Source organism: Nocardia sp. NPDC050717 (assembly GCF_040654275.1).
GTDB lineage: Bacteria > Actinomycetota > Actinomycetes > Mycobacteriales > Mycobacteriaceae > Nocardia.
In genome coordinates this window covers 18,678-39,312 of sequence record NZ_JBFAHR010000024.1, presented here as the reverse complement: position 1 = coordinate 39,312, position 20,635 = coordinate 18,678, and the positions used below count along the sequence as shown (strand labels likewise).

Genomic DNA, 20,635 nt, shown 5'->3' with positions numbered 1-20,635 from the left:
ACCGGCGTCGAACAGGTCAGGCGACTACCGCCGCGCGAGGACCGCGCGGCACGCGTCGGCCAGTACCGGAACGAACCGGTGCGGCGCGACAGCGCACGCCGCGTGTCCGGCCGCGACCGGATGAACACTCGCCCCCGGGATCGCGGCGGCGAGTTCGATCTGCCGATACACCGGGATCGCCCGGTCCTTGGTCGTGATGACCACCGCCGTCGGCATCCGCAGCTCCGACAGCCACGCGGTGGCGTCGAAGGTCCCGATCTCGGCGAGCACCGGAGCCAGCGCCCACCCGCTCGTACTGCGGAATTCGCCCATCGCCCAGCGGCGTAGCTGCCCGGGCACCAGCGCGGGCGGCACTTCCGGCAGGGCGCGTGTCAGCCGCCGGGCCCGCCGGTACGGATACTCGCCCAGCGCCTCGGTCACCGAGGCGAATCCGCGATGGAACGCCCGCTCGCGCCACTTCTCCTGGAAGCGATACGGCGTCGTGCACAGCACCAGCCCCGCGACCCGGTCCGGGTGCCGGTGCGCGGTGAGCAGCGACACGATGCCGCCCAGCGAATAGCCCACGCAGACGAATCGATCCACGCCCAGCGCGTCGGCCACCGCGACCACGTCGTCGGCGCAGTCGTCGAGGCGGAACCGCGGCGACTGGATGCCACGTCCGTGCCAGCGCTGATCGAACAGGACGACGCGGTAGTGCTCGCCGAGGGTCTCCAGCGCCGGGAACCAGTTCAGCGCGGCCGTGCAGGCGGTGCCGTGCAGCAGGACGAGCACCGGCGCGTCCGGCGGGCCGGGGATGTCGACGACGTAGGTCCGCCCGCGGCCGGGGAGGTCGAGCATCCGGCCGCCGGGAAACTCGTCCACGGCGGGCACGAGGAACGGCCCCGTTCGCACCGATCGCACAGTACCCACGTTCGCCTCCTCGCGACATTTCTAGAACTCGTTCTAGTCGATGATGGCATACGGGGGCGTCAGTCGGCCGCGTGGTCGGCCGCGCGTGCGGCCACCTGCTCCCTGGCCCACCGGTAGTCGGGCTTGCCGCTGGGGGAGCGGGAGACGCTGTCCACCACCCAGATCTGTTTGGGCACTTTGTATCCCGCGAGGTGAGCGCGGGTGTGTGTGCGCAGGGCGTCGAAGTCCACGGACCGGCCGGGATGCGCCGAGATCACCGCGCCGACCTGGTGTCCCCACCGCGGGTGCGGTACCCCGACCACGACGGCGTCGTAGACGGCCTCGTGTGCCTTGACGACGGCTTCGACCTCTTCGGGGAACACCTTCTCGCCGCCGGTGTTGATCACCATGTTGCCCCGGCCGATCAGGGTGATCGACCCGTCTTCCTCGGCGCGGGCACGGTCGTCGGTGACCACGATGCGCACGCCGTCGACGGTCTTGAACAGCCGCTCGGTGCGCTCGGGATCCTTGTAGTAGCCCAGCGGCACCGATCCGGTCTTGGCCAGCCAGCCCTCCTCGCCGGGGCCGACCGGCCTGCCGTCCGTGCCGACCACCACCGCGCCACGCCCGGTCTGCACCCGGGGTCCACGGGCCGGGTTGTCGTCCTTCTGGGCGAAGCCGATACCGCCGAAGCCGGTCTCGGAGGAGCCGATCGAGTCCGAGACCATCGTGGTGGGGAACTTCTCCAGCAGCGCGTTCTTCACCGGCTGTGACAGCAGCGCCGCCCCGGAGGCGATGACCAGCAGCGACGACGCGTCCACCGGATGGTCGTCGAAGGCGTCGAGCAGGGGCCGGGCCATCGCGTCGCCGGTGATCACCAGGACGTGCGGCCGCTGGGCCTCGACCGCCCGCCACACCAGGGCCGGGTCGAAGCGCGGTTCGAGCATCACCGCGTTGCCTGACCACAGCGCGGTGAAGGTGGGCATCATCGCCGCGGCGTGGATCAGCGGCGGCAGCACGAACCAGGTGGCCTGCACCGCCGCGGCGCCCGCCTCGGACTGCTGGTATTCGTCGCGCACCGGCTCGCCGCTGTAGAAGTCGACGCCGCCGCCCAGGACCCGCCACATGTCCTCCTGGCGCCACATCACGCCCTTCGGCATGCCGGTGGTGCCGCCGGTGTACATCATGAACAGGTCGTCGGCACTGCGAGTCACCGTGGGGCGAAAGGGCTTTCCCGTCTCGATCAGCGCCTCGTAGGCGAGGGCGCCGGAATCGGGCGCACCGAGGAACCTGTCGTCGTCCACGCAGATCGAGCGCCGTACGGCCGGCGTGCGCCCGAGGGCCGCCTCGACAGCGTCGGCGTAGCTCGCGTGATACACCAGCACCTCGAGGTCGGCGTTGTCGTAGACGTAGGCGAGTTCGGCCGGCCCGTACCGGTAGTTGATGTTGACCGGGACCGCCCGCAGCTTGAAGCAGGCGATCAGCGTCTCCATGGTCTCGATGCTGTTGTGCATCTGGAAGCCGACGTGGGTCCCGTGCCCGACACCGAGGGCGGCGAGCCGGCTCGCCAGCCGATTGGCCCGGATGTCGAGGTCGCGGTAGGTCGTGCGGCGTTCGCCCTGGATCAGCGCCACCCGGTCGGGCATCGCGTCGACGGAGTGCTCGAACAGGTCGGCGAAGGTGTTGGCCATGTCAGTCCATCTCTCGGCGGTCCGCTCACACGACGGTGAGCGGCAAGGGGGTGCCGCGGTCGGCGAAGACGAAACCCGCGCCCGTGCTGAAGCGGGTCACCGCCACCTCCGACGCCTCGCGGAACGGCTGGTCGGCCAGGTCGATCTCGGCGGTCCAGCCGTGCTCGTCGACCACGCCGACCAGGGCGGCGAAGCGCGGGTTCACCCCGCGGATCAGCGCGTCGAGCGGACGCAGGTCCGCCGGCGTCAGCAGGGCGGGCCACGCGCCGTCGGTGATCGCTCCGCTCGCGGACGGAAACCGGACGCGCACAGTGGAATCCGTCGCCTCGATCTCGATCCCCGTGTAGCCCAGTGGGTTCAGCGCGGGATGGACACGCAACACGGCCGCGAGATCGGCCCGACCGTCGCCGACGCGCAGACAGCGGGCGAGCCGTTCCGAGGTGAGCCCGGCGATGCCGGTGAACTGTTTGCGTCCGATGGCGAGCGCGGTCTCGGCGTCGGCGCGTTCGCGGATCGCCAGCAGGAAACCGAGCGTCAGCAGATGCTGCTGGAGGCTGATCTCGTCGGCCATCCGCCGCAGCGCCGAGTGCGAGAAGTCGGCGAAGCGCAGATCGCTGAGCAGCGGGCCGGTGTAGTCGCCCCGGCCCTCCTCGGCCGGGTCGATCGCGGCGAGGTCGAGGCCCGCCGCCGCGGACTCCGCCAGGATCGGCGCGAGGCGGGGGACCGGTGGTGGCACGTGGGCGGGATCGATGACAACGGTCCACGCGCACACCGGAGTACGGTCCGCGGGCGTACGCGGCGGCCGGTGCACCGGGCGCACCTGGGCGTGCGGGTTCGTGGCCAGCGCTGTCGCGTCGAAGGTGGGGTCCTCGATGTCGTGGCACATGGCCACCACGAACTCCTCGCCCATCGGCTCGACATCGGCGAGCGCACCGCAGTGGTCGAGCCAGAACTCGCCGTGATCGTGGTCGTCGACCCGGAACCGGAAGTCCATGAACTGCGGCGGCGCCCCGATGTCGAGTTGCAGTCCCTTGAAGATGGTCTCCACGCCGTCGCCGGTGATGCCGAGCGCGCGCCGCATCCGGCGGGTGTAGACGGGGCTGGCCAGCTGCCATTCCTCGATGGCGACCTCGGTCATCCCCGCCCGGCCGAACGCGGCGATGGTGTGCGCCATGCCGGATCGGTCGATGAGGTGACCGCACAGCAGCAGCTCCGGGATCAGTGCGGCCAGCTGCTCCCGGGTCAGCGCCGCGTACCGGCTCACCGGTGTCACCACAGCGACGCCGGTGCTTCGCCGACGCGATACCAGCCGGGCAGCGGATCGCGGGAGACCGAGCGCTCGATGCGCTGCTGCATTCCGGCGGAGAGCGCGTTGTCGGTGATCATGTCGAGGAACATCGCCGAGACGTTGCCGAAGTCGAAGAAGTCACGCTGCCAGGACCATTGGAAGTCGCCGCCGTACCGGAACCAGCTGCCGCCGATGCCCTCGGGCGAGTAGTGCCTGCCGTCCGCGCGGGTGCGCTCGTTGATCTGCTTCCAGAATCCGATGACGGTGCCACTGCGATCGTCGACCACGAACTCCTGATACGGATACGTCCAGCCTTCGAGCCCCGCCATCTCCTGTCCGAGGGCGAGATCGCGGATCTCCGCGCGGCCGACCGCCATGAATTCCTGCTTGGGCCCGTAGTTCCAGCCGTAGGTGGCGTCGACGGTGTACATCTCGGCGAGGGGTTTCCAGTCGCCCTTCTCCTCGCACCGCTGGTTCTCCACGACCCAGCGCCGCACCATCTCGTCGAGTTCGGCCCGCTCGAAACCTGTCATCAGTCTGTGCCTTTCGGTGTGGAGTCGGCATCGCCACCGTCGACGATCGACAACGCTCGGGTGGGACACCAGCGGATCGCGGCCCGCACGGCGTCGTGCTGCGCGGGATCCGGGGTGGGGTCGGTGATCTCGACCGTGCCGTGCTTGGGCACCGAGAACACCGCGGGCGCCTCGTCCTGGCACACCGCGTGCCCCTGGCACAGGTCGGCGTCGACCACGATTCTCATGACGCGCTCCCCTCCTCGGCGGGCAGCGGCCGCAGCGGCGCCTCCGGCTGCACCTCGACCAGCACCATGTGCGCGCCACGCGGCACCGAGACCACGGTCGCGACCGCGTCGGCCAGATGCTCGGGCTTGAGCATGTACGGGTGCCGGGCGAACCCCCAGTCCTTCCAGTCCCGCAGCAGCGGACCGACGACCTCGGGCGTCGAGTCCATGCCCATGCCGGTCAGCGTCGGGCCCGGCCGCACCAGCGAGGCCCGGATTCCGCTGCCCTCCAACTCCATGCGCAGCTGGCCGACCATCGCCTCCAGCCCGTTCTTGGCCGCGCTGTAGGCGCCGCTGCGCGGGCGCGGATTGTCCGCGCAGTCGGAGCTGATCACCACGAGATCGCCGCGGCGGCGCGCCGTCATGCCGGCTAGCACCCGGTGGATCAGCCGTTGCGCGCCGACCAGATGCACCTGCACCTGGTGCAGGAACCGCTCCGGATCCATCTCGCCCACCAGCGCGAATTCGATGTCGCCCGCGCCGGAGACGAGGATCTCGGTGGGGCCGAGGGCCGCCTCCGCGGCGGTCACGAACGCGTCGACGGACGCGGGATCGGTGACGTCGAGCCGGTGTGCGACGGCCTCGCCGCCGTCGGCCCTGATCTTGGCGGCGAGCTCCTCGCACCGGTCCGCGCGGCGCGCGCCCAGCGCCACCGGGTGACCGAGCGCGGCCAGCGCGACGGCCGTCGCGGCGCCGATCCCGGAGGACGCGCCCGCCACCAGCGCGGGCCTGCGGTCGGGGTTGGGTTCGAATCGGGGCACTAGCGGACCTCTACTGTGATGGGAAGGTGTGCGAAGCCACGGACATTGGTCGAGTGCACGCGCGCGATGCCGCCGTGCTCGACCTCGTAGCGCGCGACGCGCCGCGCGAACTCGCCGAGCACGACGGTCGCCTCCAGCCGGGCCAGGTGCGCGCCGAGGCAGAAGTGCACGCCCGCACCGAAACTCGCGAGCGCGCCGCCGTCGTTGCGGTCGATCCGGTAGCTGTCGCCGTCGGCGAAGGCCGCCGGGTCCCGATTCGCCGAGCCGATCAGCAGCAGCACCTTGGCCCCCGCCGGAATGGTGCCGCCGTGGTAGTCCAGGTCGGCCGTGGCGGTGCGCGCCACGATCTGGCTCGAGGTGTCGTAGCGCAGCGTCTCCTCCACCCAGTCCGCGACCAGGTCGGGGTCGGCGGCGACCTTCGCGTATTCGGCGGGGTCGGCGCCCGCCCAGTAGAGCGCGTTGCCGAGCAGCTTGGTGGTGGTCTCGTTGCCGGCGACGACCATCAGGAACATGAAGCCGATGATCTCCTCGTCGGTGAGGGTGTCGTCGTCGATCTCGGCCTCGAGCAGGGCCGAGGTGAGATCGTCGCGGGGTGCGGCGCGGCGCTGGGCGACCATGTCGGCGTAGTAGCCGTACAACGTGATCGAGGATTCGATCGCCTCGACGGGCACGTCGAGGACGCCCTCTTCCCGGTGCACCACCAGGTCCGCCAGTCGCCGGATCTCGGCGCGATCGGCCTCGGGCACACCCATCAGCTCGGAGATGACGTCCATCGGCAGCTTGCCGGCGACCTCGTCGATCCAGTCGAAACGTCCACGCGCGAGCGCGGGTTCGAGGTGCGCCAAGGTGATCTCGCGGATACGGTCTTCCATCTCGGCCACCCGCTTCGGGGTGAATCCCTTGAAGACGAGCCTGCGCATGCGCATGTGCCGCGGATCGTCCATGGCCAGGAAGGACATCACCCGGTGCGCGTGTGGTCCCCAGGCCGCCGGATCGAGGGACACTCCATTCGCGCTCGAAAGCCGGTGATTGTCGCGGAATGCCGCGATCACATCGGAATGGCGCGACAGCGCCCAGAAACCGAGATCCGGATTGTGGTAAAGCGGCGCCTCGGTCCGCAACCGGTGGTATGTCGGATACGGATCCTCGTGGAATCGGTAATCGTACGGATCGAAACGCACGGGCTCGACAGTGGCGCTGGTCATCGCGAACACCCCGGTTCGAATCGGACGTCCCCGACAGTGTCGGGCCGGTGGCGACCCGAGAGAGACACGTAGCTGGACATGTGTCTGGACGGTACCACCGACATGTGCCCCGCACAACGTTTTCGCCGAGGTTCCCGTCTCCCGCCGTGGACCGCTTCCCTTCTGTCGGTGCGGTCAAAAGTACTGGTGTGGAGCATATTCACGCCTCGATGAGAGGGTCCGGCGGATGCTTCTCCGGCGATCCGAAAAGCTGGTCATGAATCTGGAACAGTGTCTGGAATGTGGTCTAGATCATATGGTACGGTCACCCGCATGGCACGGGTTGACGGCGAAGTCGCACCGCCCGACGGTGGTGCGGACCAGGCCGGCGCCGCGCGCATTCTGCGCCAGAATTTCTCCGCCACGGTCCTTTCCAGCGTGGCCACGCTCGGGCGCGCATTGCGTATCGGCGCGAGCGCCGTCTCGCTGGGCGCCGCGGATGCCCTTCGCGGTCGTTTCCAGATTCACGAAACACTCGCCCAGGCCTGGTTTCTGATCCGGGTGACCGCGGTGCCGAGTATTTTGATGGCCATTCCGTTCGGCGTCATCGTTTCCGCGCAAGTCGGCAATATCGTCTCCGAACTCGGCGCCGATTCGATGATCGGCGCGGCGGGCGGACTTGGCGTCATCAAACAGGGCGCGCCGATGGCCACCGCGATGCTGCTCGGTGGGGCGGGCGCGGCCGCCATCGCCGCCGACCTGGGCGCGCGCACCATCCGCGAAGAGGTCGACGCGCTGCGGGTGATGGGGGTCGACCCGGTCCGCAGACTGGTCGTGCCGCGGATCGCGGCGATGATGCTGGTGGCGCCGCTGCTCAACATCCTGATCATCTGCGTCGGCGTCGCGTCCGGATTCGTGGTCGCGGTGGCGGCGCTCGAGGTGACGCCCGGCAGCTACTGGCAGTCGTTCGGTTCCTTCACCACGCCGATCGACCTGTGGGTCTCGCTGATCAAGGCGCTGATCTTCGGGTTCCTCGTCGTCGTCATCGCCTGCCAGCGCGGGCTGGAGGCCACCGGCGGGCCGCGCGGTGTCGCCGACGGCGTCAACGCCGCCGTGGTGATGTCCATCGCGGCGGCGGTCGTGCTGAACACCGTGATCACCCAGGTGGTCACGATGTTCTTCCCGGTACGGATGGCATGATGGCGGCGGCTCCGTACTTTCCGGTCGGCCTGCGCTGGGTGGGGCGGCTGCGGCGGGCCAGGGTGCGCCCGCTCGGTCCGATCGACTCCCTCGGCTTCGCGCTCGGTTTCGGCTGGCAGGTGCTGTCGTCGGTGCCCTACACCCTGCTGCGCTATCGACGGCAGACGATCACCATGGTCACGGACATGACCTGGGGGCGTGGCTCGGTGATCATCGGCGGCGGGGTGGTGCCGCTGATGCTGTTGCTCGGCGCGGCGATGGGCGCCTCCATCGGCATCGAGGCCTTCAGCGCGTTGAATCTGCTCTCGCTCGGTCAGCTCAGCGGCCTGATCTCGGCGTTCGGTGTGACCCGCGAACTCGCGCCGATCGCGGCCGGGATCGGGTTCGCCGCCCAGGCCGGGTGCCGGATGACCGCCGAGATCGGGTCCATGCGCATCGCCGAGGAGATCGACGCGCTCGAGTCGCTGGGCATCCGGTCGGTGCCGTTCGTCGTGACGACCCGGGTGATCGCCGGGATCATCGCCGTCGCACCGGCTTTCGTCGTCGCGCTGATCCTCAGCTATGCCTCCTGCGCGCTGATCGTCACCACGATCCACGGCACTCCGTCGGGGACCTACGACCACTACTTCGACCAGTTCGTCGTCGGCTGGGACGTGTTCGCCGCGACCGTGAAGGTGATGGTCTTCGCGGTGGCCGTCGTGTTGATCCATTGCTACCAGGGCTATTTCGCCACCGGCGGCCCCGAGGGCGTCGGCATCGGGTCGGGGCGCGCGATCCGCGCCAGCCTGGTGTCGATCATCGCCCTCGACATGGTCGCCACCATCGTGCTGTGGGGATTCCGGTCTCCCGTGACCTTCACCGGGTGATGCCATGCCTGCCTACACTCTGCCCGGCACCGAGGTCGGGCCGCGTCGTGCCCGGCTGCTCGGCACGATCGCCGTCGTGATGGCGGTGCTCGGCCTCGCCGTCTGGCGCGCGGTGCCCGAGGACCGGCCCGCCGACGAGATCCGGGTCGCTCTGCTCGTCGGCCAGGTGGGCGCCGGCGTCGCGCCGGGCACCGACGTGCGGCTCGACGGCGTGCGCGTCGGCACCGTCGAGAAGATCGACTTTGCCGGGCACGGTGCGCAGCGAATCGGGCTGACGCTGAGTGGTTCTCAGCTGTTCGGGTTGTCGGATGCGCTGACCGTGGACTACGCGCCGGGCAGTCTCTTCGGCATCAGCGCCGTCGAACTCCACCCCGGCCAGGGCGGTGTCCCCTTGGCGGAGGGCGCGACCGTCGACCTGACCGGCCGCGACGGGGACCGGGTGCGCGATGCCACGCTCTCGGCTCTGCTGACCGCCACCGGTGGACTCACCGACCAGGTGCTCACCCCGAAACTCGCCGACCTGCTCGACACCATCTCGCGCGATCTCACCGCCTTCTCCCCGCTGCTGGCGGCCATCGGCGCGACGGTGCGCTCGTTCACCGAAACTCAGCGGCTGGCACCGTCGCTGCTGTTCGACCAGTTCGGCTCCGCGCTCACCGGTCTGCCGCCGATGCTGACCGGCAGTCTGACCCTGCTCTACGCCGACTACACCAACGAATACCTCAGCACCCCCGAGCATCTCGAGAAGTTCGGCCGGATGTTTTCCGACATCCAGTACCAGCTGCTGCCGACGGTGACCGAGCTGCTGACCACCTCCCGGCAGCACTTCGGCGGGCTGCTGCCGATGACGACCCTCGTCCTCGACCAGCTGGCGGGCTCGGTCAGCACGCCGGAGCGCACCGGCGGCCAACTCGGCGACCTGCTCGACCGTCTCGACAGCGCGTTCGTCGGCACCCCGCAGGGCCCGGTCCTGCGCGCCGCGGTCGAGCTCGACGGTGTGCCGGGCCTGGCCGCACCGCTGGCCGCGCTGCTCGGTGAGAGAGGCCGCTGATGACGACACGGAGCCTGCTGCTGCGGGTGGCGCTGGCGACGGTGCTGATGGGGGTGGCGCTCGCCGGCGTGCTGCGCGTGATCGAACGGCCCGTCGACGGCGAAACCGACAGTTACACCGCGCTGTTCACCGACGCGAACGGTCTGCGCACCGGCGACGACGTGCGCCTCCACGGGGTGCAGGTCGGCAAGGTGCGTGCGGTCGAACTGGACGGCGCGCTGGCGCGTGTCCGCTTCACGGTGCTGCGGGAGCGGACGCTCTACGCCGGCACCACGATCGCGATCCGGTACCAGAACCTCACCGGATTCCGGTATCTGGAGGTCCGGCAGCCGGCCGAGCTCGGCGACCGCCGCAATCCCGCCGTGGTGTTCGGCACGGCGGAGACGGTGCCCGACTTCGATATCACCCGGCTGTTCAAGGGTCTGCAGCCCGTGCTCGCGCAATTGTCGCCCGAGGACCTGAACCGGTTCGCGACCAGCATTCTCGCGGTCGTCGACGGCGACGGCACGGGACTGGGTCCGGCCATGGAGGCGATCGACACGGTGAGCAGGCACGCCTCCGACCGGCAGGCCGTGCTGTCGACGCTGGCCGCGAACCTCGCCCAGGTCGCCGACCACCTCGGGGGCAAGTCGGGCAACGCGATGAAGCTGCTGACCAACCTCACCAACCTGTTCGTCACCATCACCGAGAAACTTCCCGGCCTGGTCGATTTCGCCGTCGGCATCCCGGCGGTGCTGCAGCCGCTGCGCAGCATGCTCACCGTGCTCGGGGTGACCGGTGAGCCCGGCCGCGACCTCGATGCCGTACTGCGCGCCGCCTTCCCCGATCCCGTCGCCGCCGTCGCCGCGTTCGACGACCTGCCCGGGCTGATCCAGGCGATGGCCCAGGCCGGTCCGGCGACGGGGCCCGGCCTGGTCTGTACGCACGGCGCCACCCAGGCACCCGAGCCGCTGCGGGTGCTGATGGCCGGGCAGGGGGTGGTCCTGTGTCACCGATAGCACTGCGCGCGTTCGGTTTCCGGCGTCGCACCCGCGATCCCCGAGCCGGTGACCTGCGCTGGGGGATCGCGGGCCTCTGTGCCGCCGTGGTCCTGCTCGCCGGGATCGGCGCGGTGTCCGTCACCGGAACCTCGCCCGAGCGTGTCCATTCCGCCGAGCTGACCCAGGCGGGGTCGGTCCGGCCCGGCGACGACGTGCGCCTCGCCGGCATCCCCGTCGGCAAGGTCACCGCACTGACCCTGCTGGCCGACCGGGTCCGGATGGACTTCACCGTCGCCGCGGACGTCTTCCTCGGTGATCAGACGACCCTCGACATCCGGATGCTGACCTTCGTCGGCGGCTACTACGTCGCCGTGCTCCCGGCCGGGACGCGCCCCCTCGGCGACGCCGTCATCCCGCGCGAGCGAGTCATCGTGCCGTACAACCTGACCCAGGCCTTCCAGGACGCGGTCGAGCCGGTGCGGCGGATCGACGGCAGCACGGTGCGACGGGACCTGGCGGCACTGTCCACCTCGATCGAGAAGAGCCCGGACGCCGTCCGCTCGGCCGTGCGGGCGGCGGGGGACCTGGTCGTCATTCTGGACGAGCAGAACGCCGACATCTCGCGGACCCTGGCCATCGCCGACGAGTACCTGACCGCGCTCGCCACCAACGCCGACGTCCTGGCGAGGCTGCTGATCACCCTCGGCACACTCGAGCAGATCATCCAGACCAACAAGGTGCAGGTGGCGCAGTCCCTGCGCGACCTGGCGGTCGTCCTGCGGGACTTCACGCCGCTGGGCCGGGCCTGGGACGACTCGCTGAAGCAGCGCGCGCAACCACTGGCCGACGCCATCCCGGCGCTCGAACAGCTCGGTGGGCGGCTCGGCGCGCTGCTGGACGCCGTGCGCGCCCTGCGGGAGCGGGTGGCGCCGTTGCTGACGCCCGGTGGCGGGATCAGCGTCGACCAGTCCGGCGCGACCATCCCGGCTCCCTCGGTGTGTATTCCTTTGCCGGGCGGGGGTTGTTGATGAAGGCGCTACTCGGTGCGCGCGGGCTGATGTCGGTCGCGGTGGTCCTCACGCTGGTCCTGGCCGTCGCCCTCGGCCTGCGATGGAGCACGCCCCATCCGGCGACGCGCGGCTACTGCGCCGACATGCCCGACAGCATCGGGCTCTACGAGGGCAGTGCGGTGACGGTGCTCGGCGTGCCCGTCGGGCGGGTCACCGCGATCGCCGTCGTCGGCGCGACCGCGCGGGTCGACTTCACCGTGCGCGCCGATCGGAAGCTCCCGCCCGACGTGGGTGCGGTCACCGTCAGCGACACCTTGATCGCCGACCGCCGCCTCGAACTCATCGGCGCCGAACCCGCCGGGCCGGGCATGTCTCCGGGTGCGTGCATCACCAGAACGCTCACGCCCAAGAGCTTGTCGCAGACCTTCGACGCGCTCGCCGGACTGGCCGATCAGCTCAACGGCACGGGCGATCCGGCGCAGCGCGGCGCCCTCGGCGCCGGGCTCGACGCCCTGGACGCGGCGACGGCAGGCACCGGCGAACAGCTCAACGCCATGATCCTGGCGCTGAGCCGGGCACTGGCCGCACCCGACGCGGCGATCGGGCACCTCGGGCAGCTGCTCGACGCGCTCGCCGAACTCGCCCAGCGGGCGCGCGGCGGGTGGGCACAGGTGGAGACCACGGTCTCGGGGCTGCCGCAGACCTTCGACGACATCGTCACGATCGCCTTCCCGCCCATCATCCAGATCGTCGCGACCCTCGCCGACCTGCTGCCCCAGCTCAACGACGTGGTCATGATGTTCGGCTCGCCCGCGCTGCGCGCCCTGGAGTCCGTGCCCGATCTGTCGCGGATGATCGCGGCAGGCGTCGCCTCGCTGGCCGAGGTGATCGCCATGACTCCCGCGCTCGCCACCGGATTCGCCGGCGCGGTCGACCCCGCGAGCGGCCAGCTGACGATCGGCTACGCGCCACCGAGACTCGCTCTGCCGCACCAGGACTCGGCCGGGATCTGCGCGGCGGTGCGCGCCGTCACCGGGCAGGGGTGCGCGGCGGCCGCCGACGGCACCATGACGATTCCGGCGCTGCCGGTACTCCTCGCGGGGGTGAGCGCGCGATGACCCTACTGCGACGCGGGACCGTCCACGGACTGCTGGTCCTGCTGATGGTGCTGGCGGGTACCGGCTGTGGGTTCCGGCCCGCCGACATCCCGGTCCCCGGGACGGGAACGAGTGGACCGACCTACCGCCTGCGCATCGAATTCGCCGATGTCCTCAACCTGCCCCAGGGCGCCAAGGTGATCGCCGCCGGCGTGCGGGTGGGCAGGCTCACCGGGGTCACCCTGGTGGACCCGGTGGCCGCGACCACCGACCAGGCCGCCCGCCCCGGATACGCCGTGGCCGAGGTCGAGATCCGGCGGTCGGTGCGGTTGGCGGTCGGCACCATCGCCGTACTGCGCCAGGAGACCCCACTCGGCGACGTCCACATCGCCCTGACCGAACCCGCCGCGCCGAGCGGCGCCACCCTCCCCGACGGCGCGACCATCCCGCTGGCCGACACCACCCAGGCCCCGCCGATCGAGGACATCCTGGCGAGCCTGGCGAGCTTCCTCGGCAGCGGCGCCGTCACCGATTTCCAGACCATCATCCGCACGGCGAACGGGCTCATGCCCGCGGATCCACGCGACACGGCCCGGATCGCCGGCGTGGTGGGCGCCGACCTCACCGATCTCGGCGCGAACCTGGACTCCGTCGACGCCCTCCTCGACGGCATGGAGGCCACGGTCGAGGAAGGCATGCGGCAGAACCTGCCCATGCTCGACGAACTCCTGACGCCCTACGGCGTCGACCACACCACCGACGCCGTCAACGCGCAGATCGGCGTCATCTTCGTGCTCACCGCGCTCGGCCCGGTCGCGCCCAGCGCGCAATGGCTCGGCCCGCTGCTCGCCTCGCTCGACGACACCACCCGCGCGGTGGTACCCGTGCTGTTCGGCAGCGCCCCGCTCGACACCTCGGCGCCCTCGAACATGAAGACCCTCGTCGACCTGATCAACACGAAGCTGGTGCCCTTCGGCGCACGCGGCCCGAAGGTGGACCTCGTCGACGTCGGCCTCGGTCCGCGCACGATCAGCGCGGCGGAGCGCACCGGCCGCGTCGTCGACACCCTGCGGATGATCGGGGCGGTGCGATGAATCTCCGTGCCGCGCTGTCACTGTCGGCGATCGCCGCGGTGCTGCTCCTGGGCGTCGGGTACATGTCGGTCGGGGTGCTCGGCGTCGACCCGCGGCAGCGTTTCCTCACCGTCGAGATGGATCTCGACACCTCCGGCGGGCTCGGACCGCGCGCGCCGGTCCTGCTCGCGGGACTGCGCGTCGGACAGATCGAGTCGGTGCGCAAGCAGGCCGGCGGCGTCCGGGTGCGGTTGAGCATCGACAGCCGCCACCGCGTCCCGCTCGCCTGCGACATCCGGATCGAACAGCTCTCGGCGCTCGGCGAGCCCTACCTCGCGTTCGCTCCCACCTCCGGCGACGGGCCGTATCTCGAAGACGGACAGGTGGTTCCGGCCGACCGGATCCACGTGCCGATGAGCATCACCGCGCTGTCGGCGAAACTGGTCGAGCTGCTCGCGCAGATCCGGCCCGAGGCGATCGCCCGCCTGGTCGACACCGTCGACCGCGCGCTCACCGGCACCGAGACGGCCATGACGACCCTGCACCGGTCGTCGAACCTGCTGGCGGCGACACTGCTCAGCCGCACCGACCTCATCCGGCGGCTGTTCGCCGACATCCAAGCCCTCGGCGGCGACATGGCCTGGCTCGGACCGTCGCTGGGCGCCGCGGGACCGAAGTTCGGCGAGTTCGGCGTCACCCTCAGCGCGATCGTCGAATCGGGCTCGGCCCTGGTGGAGAGCAGGCCGCTGACCGACTACGTCACCGGTGACGGCCTGGTGCCGTTCCTCGCCCGCCTGAACGACCTGATCGCCGAGATCGGCCCGAGCATCGCGCCACTCGAGCAGATCCTCGGCCCGGTGGTCACCGACGCGGTGCACCGCGCGCCGGCGATCGACCTCAGCACCCTGATCGACCAGGCCCTACGGAGCGTGGACCCCGACGGCACCGTGCGGTTCCGCATCGCCGTCAGATAGCCAGCGAAGGAAGCGCATGAGCACAGCGACAGTCGAACCCGCCACGACCGAGCCCACCGAGCGGCCGCCGCGCACGGTAGCGATCTGTGTCTCCAGCGTGCTGGTGGCGGCCACCGTCGTGCTACTCGCCGTCACGACGATCACCTTCGCCACGCTGTACTTCTCGGCGAGATCGACGATCGCCGACCGCGACGCGCGCGCGGCCGACGACCGGCACGCCGAGCGGATCGCGACCGACTACGGCGTCGGCGCCTCGACCATCGACTACCGCGATGTCGCCGCGTGGTTCACCCGCCTGCGCGCCGGGACGTCACCGCAGCTGGCCGCGAAGTTCGACGCCACCGCACCCCAGCTCGAACAGATCCTGCTGCCGCTGCAGTGGACCTCGACGGCGACGCCGCTCTCGGCGGACGTGACCTCGGAATCCGGGGGCGTCTACAAGGTCAACGCCTACTTCACGGTCGTGTCCACCAGCGCCCAGAACCCCGCGGGCGTGGCGACCACGGTCACCTACTCGCTCACCATCGACCGCGCCGCGGGCTGGCAGATCACCGAGGTGGGCGGGCTGCAGCACACCTTGCCGGCGAAATAGCCCCGGATCAGTAGGCGATGAAGAGGATCTCGTCGCGCGTGTAGTCGTGGTCGGGGTGGTTCTCGGCCAGGTGCGCCTGGGTCTGCGCGACCAGGTCGTCCTCGTCGGTCGCGTTGATCTGGGTGCCGCACGGGCAGTTGAGGCGGGTCTTCATCGAGATTCCTCCTGGGATGGCGCTGTCCGGCAAGTCGCTGGACAGTAGTCCGGATTGTATTCCAGTCGCTGTGTTAGCGTGGGGCATGGGACGACCCGTCGACGAGATCTCCGCCGCAACCGGTGCGCTGTTCGCCCTGGCCGAGCAGGCCACCGGCTTCATGCCCGCGGACGAGGGGCGCGCGCTCTACGCCGCCGCCCGCGACTACGCGGGGACCGGAACGATCCTGGAGATCGGCACCTACTGCGGCAAGTCGGCGATCTATCTCGGCGCCGCCGCGCGCGAAACCGGCGCCACGGTGTTCACCGTCGACCATCACCGCGGTTCCGAGGAGCATCAGCCCGGCTGGGAGTACCACGACACCGGGCTCGTCGACCCCGAGACCGGCGTCTTCGACACGGTGACCGCGTTCCGGCGCACCATGATCCGGGCCGGGCTGACGGACACGGTCATCGGCGTCATCGGGCCGTCCTCGGCCGCAGCGCGCATCTGGCGCACGCCGCTGACCATGCTGTTCATCGACGGCGGCCACACCGAGGAGGCCGCGCAGCGCGACTACGACGAGTGGGTGCACTGGGTGGCGGGCGGTGGTCTGCTCGCCATCCACGATGTGTTCCCCGATCCCGCCGACGGTGGTCGCGCGCCGTACAACATCTACCGCCGCGCACTCGACAGTGGCAAATTCGCCGAACTGTCGGTGACGGGTTCGCTGCGCATCCTGCAGCGCACCGCAGCCTGCCACTGAGCCCGCTCAGTCCGCGAGGGCGTCGCGGAAGATGCCGTTGGCGGCGGTGGTGCGGCTGAGCGCGTCGGCGGCCAGGATCACCGCGGCCGCTGTCCAGGTGGTGCGCTCCTCCGGCCAGCGCTTGCCGTCGGTGAAAACCAATCCGGTCCAATAGGATCCGTCGGAATCACGCAGGTGCTGCATCGCCGCGAACAGCGTGGTGGCCCTGGCGGTGTCGTCGATGGCGTCGAGAGCGAGCACCAGTTCGCAGGTCTCGGCGCCGGTGACCCACGGCGCGTCGGACACACAGCGGATGCCCAGATCGGCCACCACGAACTCGTCCCAGTGCCGCGCGATGCGCGCGCGGGCGGCCTCGCCACGCAGGGCACCGCCGAGCACGGGGTAGTACCAGTCCATGGAGTAGCGGCTCTTGTCCAGGAAGGCTTCCGGATGGTGCCGCAGGGCGTGCCCGAGCCTGCGCCGCGCCAGCACCCAGTCCGGCCGGGGGTCACCCATCCGCTCGGCGAGGGTCACGGCGCAGCCCAGGCTGTGATGGATGCTCGAGCAGCCGGTGAGCAGCGCCTCCCCGGATGTTCCCGATTCGCCTGCGGACCAGTGGATCTCACCGTGCTCGCCCCGTTGCAGGCCGAGCACGAAGTCGATGCCCGCCCGCACCGTCGGCCACAGCTCGGCCGCGAAGTCCGTGTCACCGGTGACGGTGAGCGCGTGCAGCACACCGGTCGCGAGGTAGGCACAGAAGTTGGCGTCGGCGTCGTGGTTCTCGATCAGGCCCGCGCGGATCTGCATCGGCCACGACCCGTCGTCACGCTGCGTCTTCGCCGACCAGATGTAGGCCTCGCGGGCCTGGGTCCACATTCCGGCGACCGTCAGGGCCATCGCGGATTCGATGTGATCCCACGGGTCGGTGTGGCCGCCGGTGAACCACGGGATCGCGCCGTCGGGTTCCTGTGTGGCGGCGATGGTTTCGGCGGTGCGGCGGAGCTCGCGGGCCGAGAGCACGCCCGGCACGGCTGGGAGGTCCCCGGTCATCGCGGCACCTCCGGCTTGGTGAAGTACAGGGCGACGGACTTTCCGACGAGCGGATTCAGCAGACGCTCCGCGGTCCGGGTCAGCGCGGGCGCCGACATCATGTCCCACACCAGCAGCCGGTGATAGGCGCGAACCAGGGGATTGTCGTCCGCGCGTACGCCCACCGCGCACTTGAGCCACCAGTACGGCGCGTGCAAGGCGTGCGCGTAGTCCTGATGCACCGGGTGCAGGCCGTGCGCGGTGATCTTGTCGCGGAGTTCGTCGGCGCGGTAGATCCGCACGTGCCCGCCCTCGTTGGCGTGGTACTCGTCCGACAGCGCCCAGCAGATCCGTTCGGGCAGCCAGCGTGGCACCGTGACCGCCAGCGCGCCACCGGGTTTCACCACCCGCGTGAGCTCGGCGATCGCCTGGTCGTCGGCGGGCACGTGCTCGAGGATCTCCGAGGCGATCACCACGTCGAATGCGCCGTCGCCGTAGGGCAGGTCGAGCGCGTCCCCGCGCACGGCCTCGGCCTTGGCGTACTCCGGCGCCTCGCCCGCGTCGGCCATCGCCGCGAACATCGCGTCCACCCCGGCCAGATCGTCGGCGTTCTGGTCGAAGGCCACGATGTCGGCGCCACGGCGGTAGGCCTCGAACGCGTGTCGCCCCGCGCCGCAGCCGACATCGATCACCCGCGTGCCGGGGCCGACGCCCAGGCGATCGAAGTCGACGGTCAGCATGAAGCCTCCTGAGAGTCGGGAGAGTCGGGGGAGTGGAAGCGGTCGATCGCCCGGTCGTAAACGGCTACCGTCTGCGCGGCGACGGCCGACCAGCTGAACAGATCGAGGGCGCGCCGCCTGCCGTCGGCGCCCATCCGGTGCCGCCGGTCCGGATCGCGCAGCAGCGAGCCGAGCGCGTCGGTGAGCGCGTCGACGTCACCGGGCGGGATCAGGGTGGCGCAGCCACCGACGACCTCCGGCAGTGCGCCGGCCCGGCTGGCGACCAGCGGCGTGCCACTGGCCATCGCCTCGACGGCGGGCAGCGAAAACCCTTCGTACATCGAAGGAATGCAGGCGATCTCCGCGGAAGCCAGCAGGGCGGCCAGCTCCTCGTCGCTCATTCCGCTGACGGGGGTGACGATGTCGGCGAGGCCCAGCTCGGCGATGAGTTTCTCGGTCGGGCCGTTCGGCTCGAGCTTGGCGACCAGCCGGAGCTCGACCTCGTGTCCGTGACGCAGCCGGGCCAGCGCGTGCAGCAGGTGCGCGATCCCCTTGAGCGGCTTGTCGGCACTGGCGACCGCCACGATCCGGCCGGGCACCCGTGGGGTCTCGCGCGGCCGGAACAACGCGGTGTCCACGCCGAGCGGCACCGTCCGCAGCTGCTCCGGCGCCACCCCGAAGTCCGCGGCGATGTCGTCGGCGGACGAGGTGGACACGGTGATCAGGTCCGGAATCCGCCTGGCCACCCGCTGCTGCATACCGAGGAACCCGTACCAGCGCCGCACGAAGGGGCGGCGCCGCCACGGAGTCGCGGCCAGATCCACCGCGCGGTCACGGGTGATCGGATGGTGGACCGTCGCCACGAGCGGCAGCCGCTCGGCGATGTCGAGCAGACCGTAGCCCAGGCACTGATTGTCGTGCACCACATCGAAATCCGTGACGCGCCCGGCCAGCAGCCGGGCGGCGCGCAGGCTGAAGGTCCGTGGCTCCGGGAAGCCCGCCGTCCACATGGTGGCGACCTCGAGCAGATCGATGCGGTCGCGGATCTCGCGCGGACGCGGGGTGCGGAACGGGTCGTCGTCACGGTAGAGATCGAGGCTGGGCACCTCGGTCAACCGCACCCGCGGGTCCAGTTCCTCGGGATAGGGCTGCCCCGAGAACACCTCCACCTCGTGGCCGAGGTCGACGAGCCCCTGACTCAGGTACCGGACGTAGACCCCCTGCCCGCCACAGTGGGCCTTGCTCCGATACGACAGCAACGCGATCCGCATCACGACACCCCCGTTCCGTAGTCGACCTGCCAGTGTTTGACGCCGTTGATCCAGCCCGACCGCAACCGCTGCGGCGGCGCCACCTCGGACAGCGTCGGCATCACCTCGGCGATGGCGTGGAAGATCAGATCTATCTCGAGCCGGGCCAGGTTGGCGCCGATGCAGAAGTGCGCCCCGGTGCCGCCGAAACCCAGATGCGGGTTGGGGTCGCGCAGGATGTCGAAGCGGAACGGATCGGTGAAGGCGTCTTCGTCGAAATTGGCCGAGCTGTAGAACAAGCCGAGCCGGTCGCCCGCGCGGATCCGCTGTCCGCCGAGCTCGGTGTCGGCGGTCGCGGTGCGCTGGAACGCCGTCACCGGCGTCGCCCACCGCACGATCTCGTCGGGCGCGGTGCCCGGCCGCTCGCTGCGGTAGAGCTCCCACTGTTCGGGGTGGTCGACGAACGCCTTCATGCCGTGGGTGATGGCGTTGCGGGTGGTCTCGTTGCCTGCCACCGCGAGCAGGATGACGAAGAACCCGAATTCGTCCGACCCCAGCGCCGCACCGTCGAGGTCGGCGTGCACGAGCTGACTGACGATGTCGCCGCGCGGCTCGGCACGGCGCTGCTCGGCCATGTTCCAGGCATAGCCGAGGATGTCCATCGCGGCGGCCGAGGACGCGTCGGTGGTGGTGGCGTCGCCGTAGTCGGGGTCGTCGTAGTTGAGCATCTGGTTCGACCAGTCGAACAGCTTGCGCCGATCCTCCTGCGGGACACCGATCAGTTCGGCGATGGCCTGCAGCGGCAGCTCACAGGCCACCTGCTCCACGAAGTCGCCGCCGCCGGTGCGCGCGGCCGCGCGCACGATGGCCTGCGCCCGCTCGGTCAGCGCGGCGCGCAAGCTCTCCACAGCGCGCGGCGTGAAGCCCTTCGAGACGATGCGCCGGATCTTGGTGTGCTTGGGCGGGTCCATGTTCAGCAGCAGCGCGCTCGTCAGCTCGATCTGCTCGGGCGTCACCTCACCGGGCAGCCGGATGACCGAGCCCTTGCGCTGCGAGGAGAACAGGTCGGGATTGCGCGAGATCTCCTTGATGTCCTCGTGTTTGGTGACCACCCAGTAGCCGCCGTCACGGAAGCCGCCCGACTGCGCGTCGGTCTGCGCGTTCCACCACACCGGCGCGGTGCGGCGCAGTTCGGCGAATTCCTGGACGGGGTTGCGGGTTTCCCACAGCGCGGGATCGGTGAAATCGAATCCGCTGGGTATCGACGGCGCTGACACGGTTCCTCCTGGCGATGCCGACGGGCGG

The 20,635-nt window shown here is 70.4% G+C and carries 22 protein-coding genes; 10 read left to right on the top strand and 12 right to left on the bottom strand.

The features are described 5' to 3' along the window. Positions 1–24: 24 nt before the first annotated feature. Genes AB0H56_RS30340 through AB0H56_RS30310 form a run of 7 tightly spaced genes read right to left on the bottom strand, consistent with a single transcriptional unit; the run spans position 25 to position 6,632 of the window. Positions 25–909: an alpha/beta hydrolase gene (locus AB0H56_RS30340; RefSeq protein WP_357169737.1), complete on the bottom strand. Its 885-nt coding sequence runs from the start codon at positions 907–909 to the stop codon at positions 25–27. Positions 910–968: 59 nt separating this feature from the next. Continuing rightward, complete coding sequence (locus tag AB0H56_RS30335) at positions 969–2,579, bottom strand: acyl-CoA synthetase (RefSeq protein ID WP_357169734.1); 1,611 nt, start codon at positions 2,577–2,579, stop codon at positions 969–971. Positions 2,580–2,604: 25 nt separating this feature from the next. Further along, positions 2,605–3,855 (bottom strand): hypothetical protein, encoded by a 1,251-nt coding sequence (locus tag AB0H56_RS30330; protein WP_357169731.1) that lies wholly within the window; start codon positions 3,853–3,855, stop codon positions 2,605–2,607. Continuing rightward, positions 3,849–4,400: a nuclear transport factor 2 family protein gene (locus AB0H56_RS30325; protein WP_357169728.1), complete on the bottom strand. Its 552-nt coding sequence runs from the start codon at positions 4,398–4,400 to the stop codon at positions 3,849–3,851. The genes AB0H56_RS30330 and AB0H56_RS30325 overlap by 7 nt, the downstream gene beginning before the upstream one ends. After that, the gene (locus AB0H56_RS30320; RefSeq protein WP_357169726.1) at positions 4,400–4,627 is read right to left on the bottom strand and encodes a ferredoxin; all 228 of its coding nucleotides are present in this window, start codon (positions 4,625–4,627) and stop codon (positions 4,400–4,402) included. Before AB0H56_RS30320 ends, AB0H56_RS30325 begins: the two co-directional genes overlap by 1 nt. Then, positions 4,624–5,427: an SDR family oxidoreductase gene (locus tag AB0H56_RS30315; RefSeq protein ID WP_357169723.1), complete on the bottom strand. Its 804-nt coding sequence runs from the start codon at positions 5,425–5,427 to the stop codon at positions 4,624–4,626. The genes AB0H56_RS30320 and AB0H56_RS30315 overlap by 4 nt, the downstream gene beginning before the upstream one ends. Continuing rightward, positions 5,427–6,632, bottom strand: coding sequence for a cytochrome P450 (locus tag AB0H56_RS30310; protein ID WP_357169720.1), 1,206 nt, complete (start codon positions 6,630–6,632; stop codon positions 5,427–5,429). Before AB0H56_RS30310 ends, AB0H56_RS30315 begins: the two co-directional genes overlap by 1 nt. Positions 6,633–6,902: 270 nt before the next feature. Between AB0H56_RS30310 and AB0H56_RS30305 the strand changes: the two genes are divergently transcribed. Genes AB0H56_RS30305 through AB0H56_RS30265 form a run of 9 tightly spaced genes read left to right on the top strand, consistent with a single transcriptional unit; the run spans position 6,903 to position 15,454 of the window. Further along, the gene (locus AB0H56_RS30305) at positions 6,903–7,811 is read left to right on the top strand and encodes an ABC transporter permease (RefSeq protein WP_357169717.1); all 909 of its coding nucleotides are present in this window, start codon (positions 6,903–6,905) and stop codon (positions 7,809–7,811) included. Beyond that, on the top strand, positions 7,811–8,677 hold the full coding sequence (locus tag AB0H56_RS30300) for an ABC transporter permease (RefSeq protein WP_357169714.1): 867 nt from the start codon (positions 7,811–7,813) through the stop codon (positions 8,675–8,677). The genes AB0H56_RS30305 and AB0H56_RS30300 overlap by 1 nt, the downstream gene beginning before the upstream one ends. 4 nt (positions 8,678–8,681) lie before the next feature. Beyond that, a complete protein-coding gene (locus AB0H56_RS30295; RefSeq protein WP_357169711.1) occupies positions 8,682–9,728 on the top strand; it encodes an MlaD family protein in 1,047 nt (348 codons plus the stop codon). Continuing rightward, complete coding sequence (locus tag AB0H56_RS30290; protein ID WP_357169708.1) at positions 9,728–10,726, top strand: MlaD family protein; 999 nt, start codon at positions 9,728–9,730, stop codon at positions 10,724–10,726. Before AB0H56_RS30295 ends, AB0H56_RS30290 begins: the two co-directional genes overlap by 1 nt. Further along, positions 10,714–11,736, top strand: a complete 1,023-nt coding sequence (locus AB0H56_RS30285) for an MlaD family protein (RefSeq protein WP_357169705.1) — start codon at positions 10,714–10,716, stop codon at positions 11,734–11,736. Before AB0H56_RS30290 ends, AB0H56_RS30285 begins: the two co-directional genes overlap by 13 nt. Then, positions 11,736–12,836, top strand: a complete 1,101-nt coding sequence (locus tag AB0H56_RS30280) for an MlaD family protein (protein WP_357169702.1) — start codon at positions 11,736–11,738, stop codon at positions 12,834–12,836. The genes AB0H56_RS30285 and AB0H56_RS30280 overlap by 1 nt, the downstream gene beginning before the upstream one ends. Then, positions 12,833–13,909, top strand: a complete 1,077-nt coding sequence (locus tag AB0H56_RS30275; protein ID WP_357169699.1) for an MlaD family protein — start codon at positions 12,833–12,835, stop codon at positions 13,907–13,909. Before AB0H56_RS30280 ends, AB0H56_RS30275 begins: the two co-directional genes overlap by 4 nt. Then, on the top strand, positions 13,906–14,862 hold the full coding sequence (locus tag AB0H56_RS30270) for an MlaD family protein (RefSeq protein ID WP_357169696.1): 957 nt from the start codon (positions 13,906–13,908) through the stop codon (positions 14,860–14,862). Before AB0H56_RS30275 ends, AB0H56_RS30270 begins: the two co-directional genes overlap by 4 nt. Positions 14,863–14,878: 16 nt before the next feature. Beyond that, positions 14,879–15,454 carry a hypothetical protein gene (locus tag AB0H56_RS30265; RefSeq protein WP_357169693.1) on the top strand — a complete coding sequence of 192 codons (576 nt, stop codon included), beginning with the start codon at positions 14,879–14,881 and terminating at the stop codon, positions 15,452–15,454. Positions 15,455–15,461: 7 nt separating this feature from the next. Here AB0H56_RS30265 and AB0H56_RS30260 read toward each other — a convergent pair whose 3' ends face one another. Further along, entirely contained in the window at positions 15,462–15,608 is a 147-nt protein-coding gene (locus AB0H56_RS30260) for a DUF1059 domain-containing protein (protein WP_110041026.1), read from the bottom strand. An 85-nt stretch (positions 15,609–15,693) separates the two neighbouring features. Between AB0H56_RS30260 and AB0H56_RS30255 the strand changes: the two genes are divergently transcribed. Beyond that, a complete protein-coding gene (locus AB0H56_RS30255; protein WP_357169690.1) occupies positions 15,694–16,353 on the top strand; it encodes a class I SAM-dependent methyltransferase in 660 nt (219 codons plus the stop codon). A gap of 6 nt (positions 16,354–16,359) precedes the next feature. Here the strand turns inward: AB0H56_RS30255 and AB0H56_RS30250 are convergent, their stop codons facing one another. The 4 genes from AB0H56_RS30250 to AB0H56_RS30235 are packed head-to-tail and all read right to left on the bottom strand — an operon-like array spanning position 16,360 to position 20,607. After that, positions 16,360–17,382 carry a prenyltransferase gene (locus tag AB0H56_RS30250; RefSeq protein ID WP_357169687.1) on the bottom strand — a complete coding sequence of 341 codons (1,023 nt, stop codon included), beginning with the start codon at positions 17,380–17,382 and terminating at the stop codon, positions 16,360–16,362. Next, positions 17,379–18,101, bottom strand: coding sequence for a methyltransferase domain-containing protein (locus tag AB0H56_RS30245; protein ID WP_357169684.1), 723 nt, complete (start codon positions 18,099–18,101; stop codon positions 17,379–17,381). The genes AB0H56_RS30250 and AB0H56_RS30245 overlap by 4 nt, the downstream gene beginning before the upstream one ends. Further along, the gene (locus AB0H56_RS30240; RefSeq protein WP_357169681.1) at positions 18,095–19,351 is read right to left on the bottom strand and encodes a glycosyltransferase family 4 protein; all 1,257 of its coding nucleotides are present in this window, start codon (positions 19,349–19,351) and stop codon (positions 18,095–18,097) included. Before AB0H56_RS30240 ends, AB0H56_RS30245 begins: the two co-directional genes overlap by 7 nt. After that, positions 19,351–20,607, bottom strand: a complete 1,257-nt coding sequence (locus tag AB0H56_RS30235) for a cytochrome P450 (protein ID WP_357169678.1) — start codon at positions 20,605–20,607, stop codon at positions 19,351–19,353. Before AB0H56_RS30235 ends, AB0H56_RS30240 begins: the two co-directional genes overlap by 1 nt. Positions 20,608–20,635: the final 28 nt, after the last annotated feature.

Coding starts and splice junctions, on each gene's coding strand:
- AB0H56_RS30335 (WP_357169734.1), bottom strand. CDS start 2,579: ATGGCCAACACCTTCGCCGACCTGTTCGAGCACTCCGTCGACGCGATG.
- AB0H56_RS30325 (WP_357169728.1), bottom strand. CDS start 4,400: ATGACAGGTTTCGAGCGGGCCGAACTCGACGAGATGGTGCGGCGCTGG.
- AB0H56_RS30320 (WP_357169726.1), bottom strand. CDS start 4,627: ATGAGAATCGTGGTCGACGCCGACCTGTGCCAGGGGCACGCGGTGTGC.
- AB0H56_RS30310 (WP_357169720.1), bottom strand. CDS start 6,632: ATGACCAGCGCCACTGTCGAGCCCGTGCGTTTCGATCCGTACGATTAC.
- AB0H56_RS30300 (WP_357169714.1), top strand. CDS start 7,811: ATGGCGGCGGCTCCGTACTTTCCGGTCGGCCTGCGCTGGGTGGGGCGG.
- AB0H56_RS30295 (WP_357169711.1), top strand. CDS start 8,682: ATGCCTGCCTACACTCTGCCCGGCACCGAGGTCGGGCCGCGTCGTGCC.
- AB0H56_RS30290 (WP_357169708.1), top strand. CDS start 9,728: ATGACGACACGGAGCCTGCTGCTGCGGGTGGCGCTGGCGACGGTGCTG.
- AB0H56_RS30280 (WP_357169702.1), top strand. CDS start 11,736: ATGAAGGCGCTACTCGGTGCGCGCGGGCTGATGTCGGTCGCGGTGGTC.
- AB0H56_RS30275 (WP_357169699.1), top strand. CDS start 12,833: ATGACCCTACTGCGACGCGGGACCGTCCACGGACTGCTGGTCCTGCTG.
- AB0H56_RS30270 (WP_357169696.1), top strand. CDS start 13,906: ATGAATCTCCGTGCCGCGCTGTCACTGTCGGCGATCGCCGCGGTGCTG.
- AB0H56_RS30265 (WP_357169693.1), top strand. CDS start 14,879: ATGAGCACAGCGACAGTCGAACCCGCCACGACCGAGCCCACCGAGCGG.
- AB0H56_RS30260 (WP_110041026.1), bottom strand. CDS start 15,608: ATGAAGACCCGCCTCAACTGCCCGTGCGGCACCCAGATCAACGCGACC.
- AB0H56_RS30255 (WP_357169690.1), top strand. CDS start 15,694: ATGGGACGACCCGTCGACGAGATCTCCGCCGCAACCGGTGCGCTGTTC.
- AB0H56_RS30250 (WP_357169687.1), bottom strand. CDS start 17,382: ATGACCGGGGACCTCCCAGCCGTGCCGGGCGTGCTCTCGGCCCGCGAG.
- AB0H56_RS30245 (WP_357169684.1), bottom strand. CDS start 18,101: ATGCTGACCGTCGACTTCGATCGCCTGGGCGTCGGCCCCGGCACGCGG.
- AB0H56_RS30240 (WP_357169681.1), bottom strand. CDS start 19,351: ATGCGGATCGCGTTGCTGTCGTATCGGAGCAAGGCCCACTGTGGCGGG.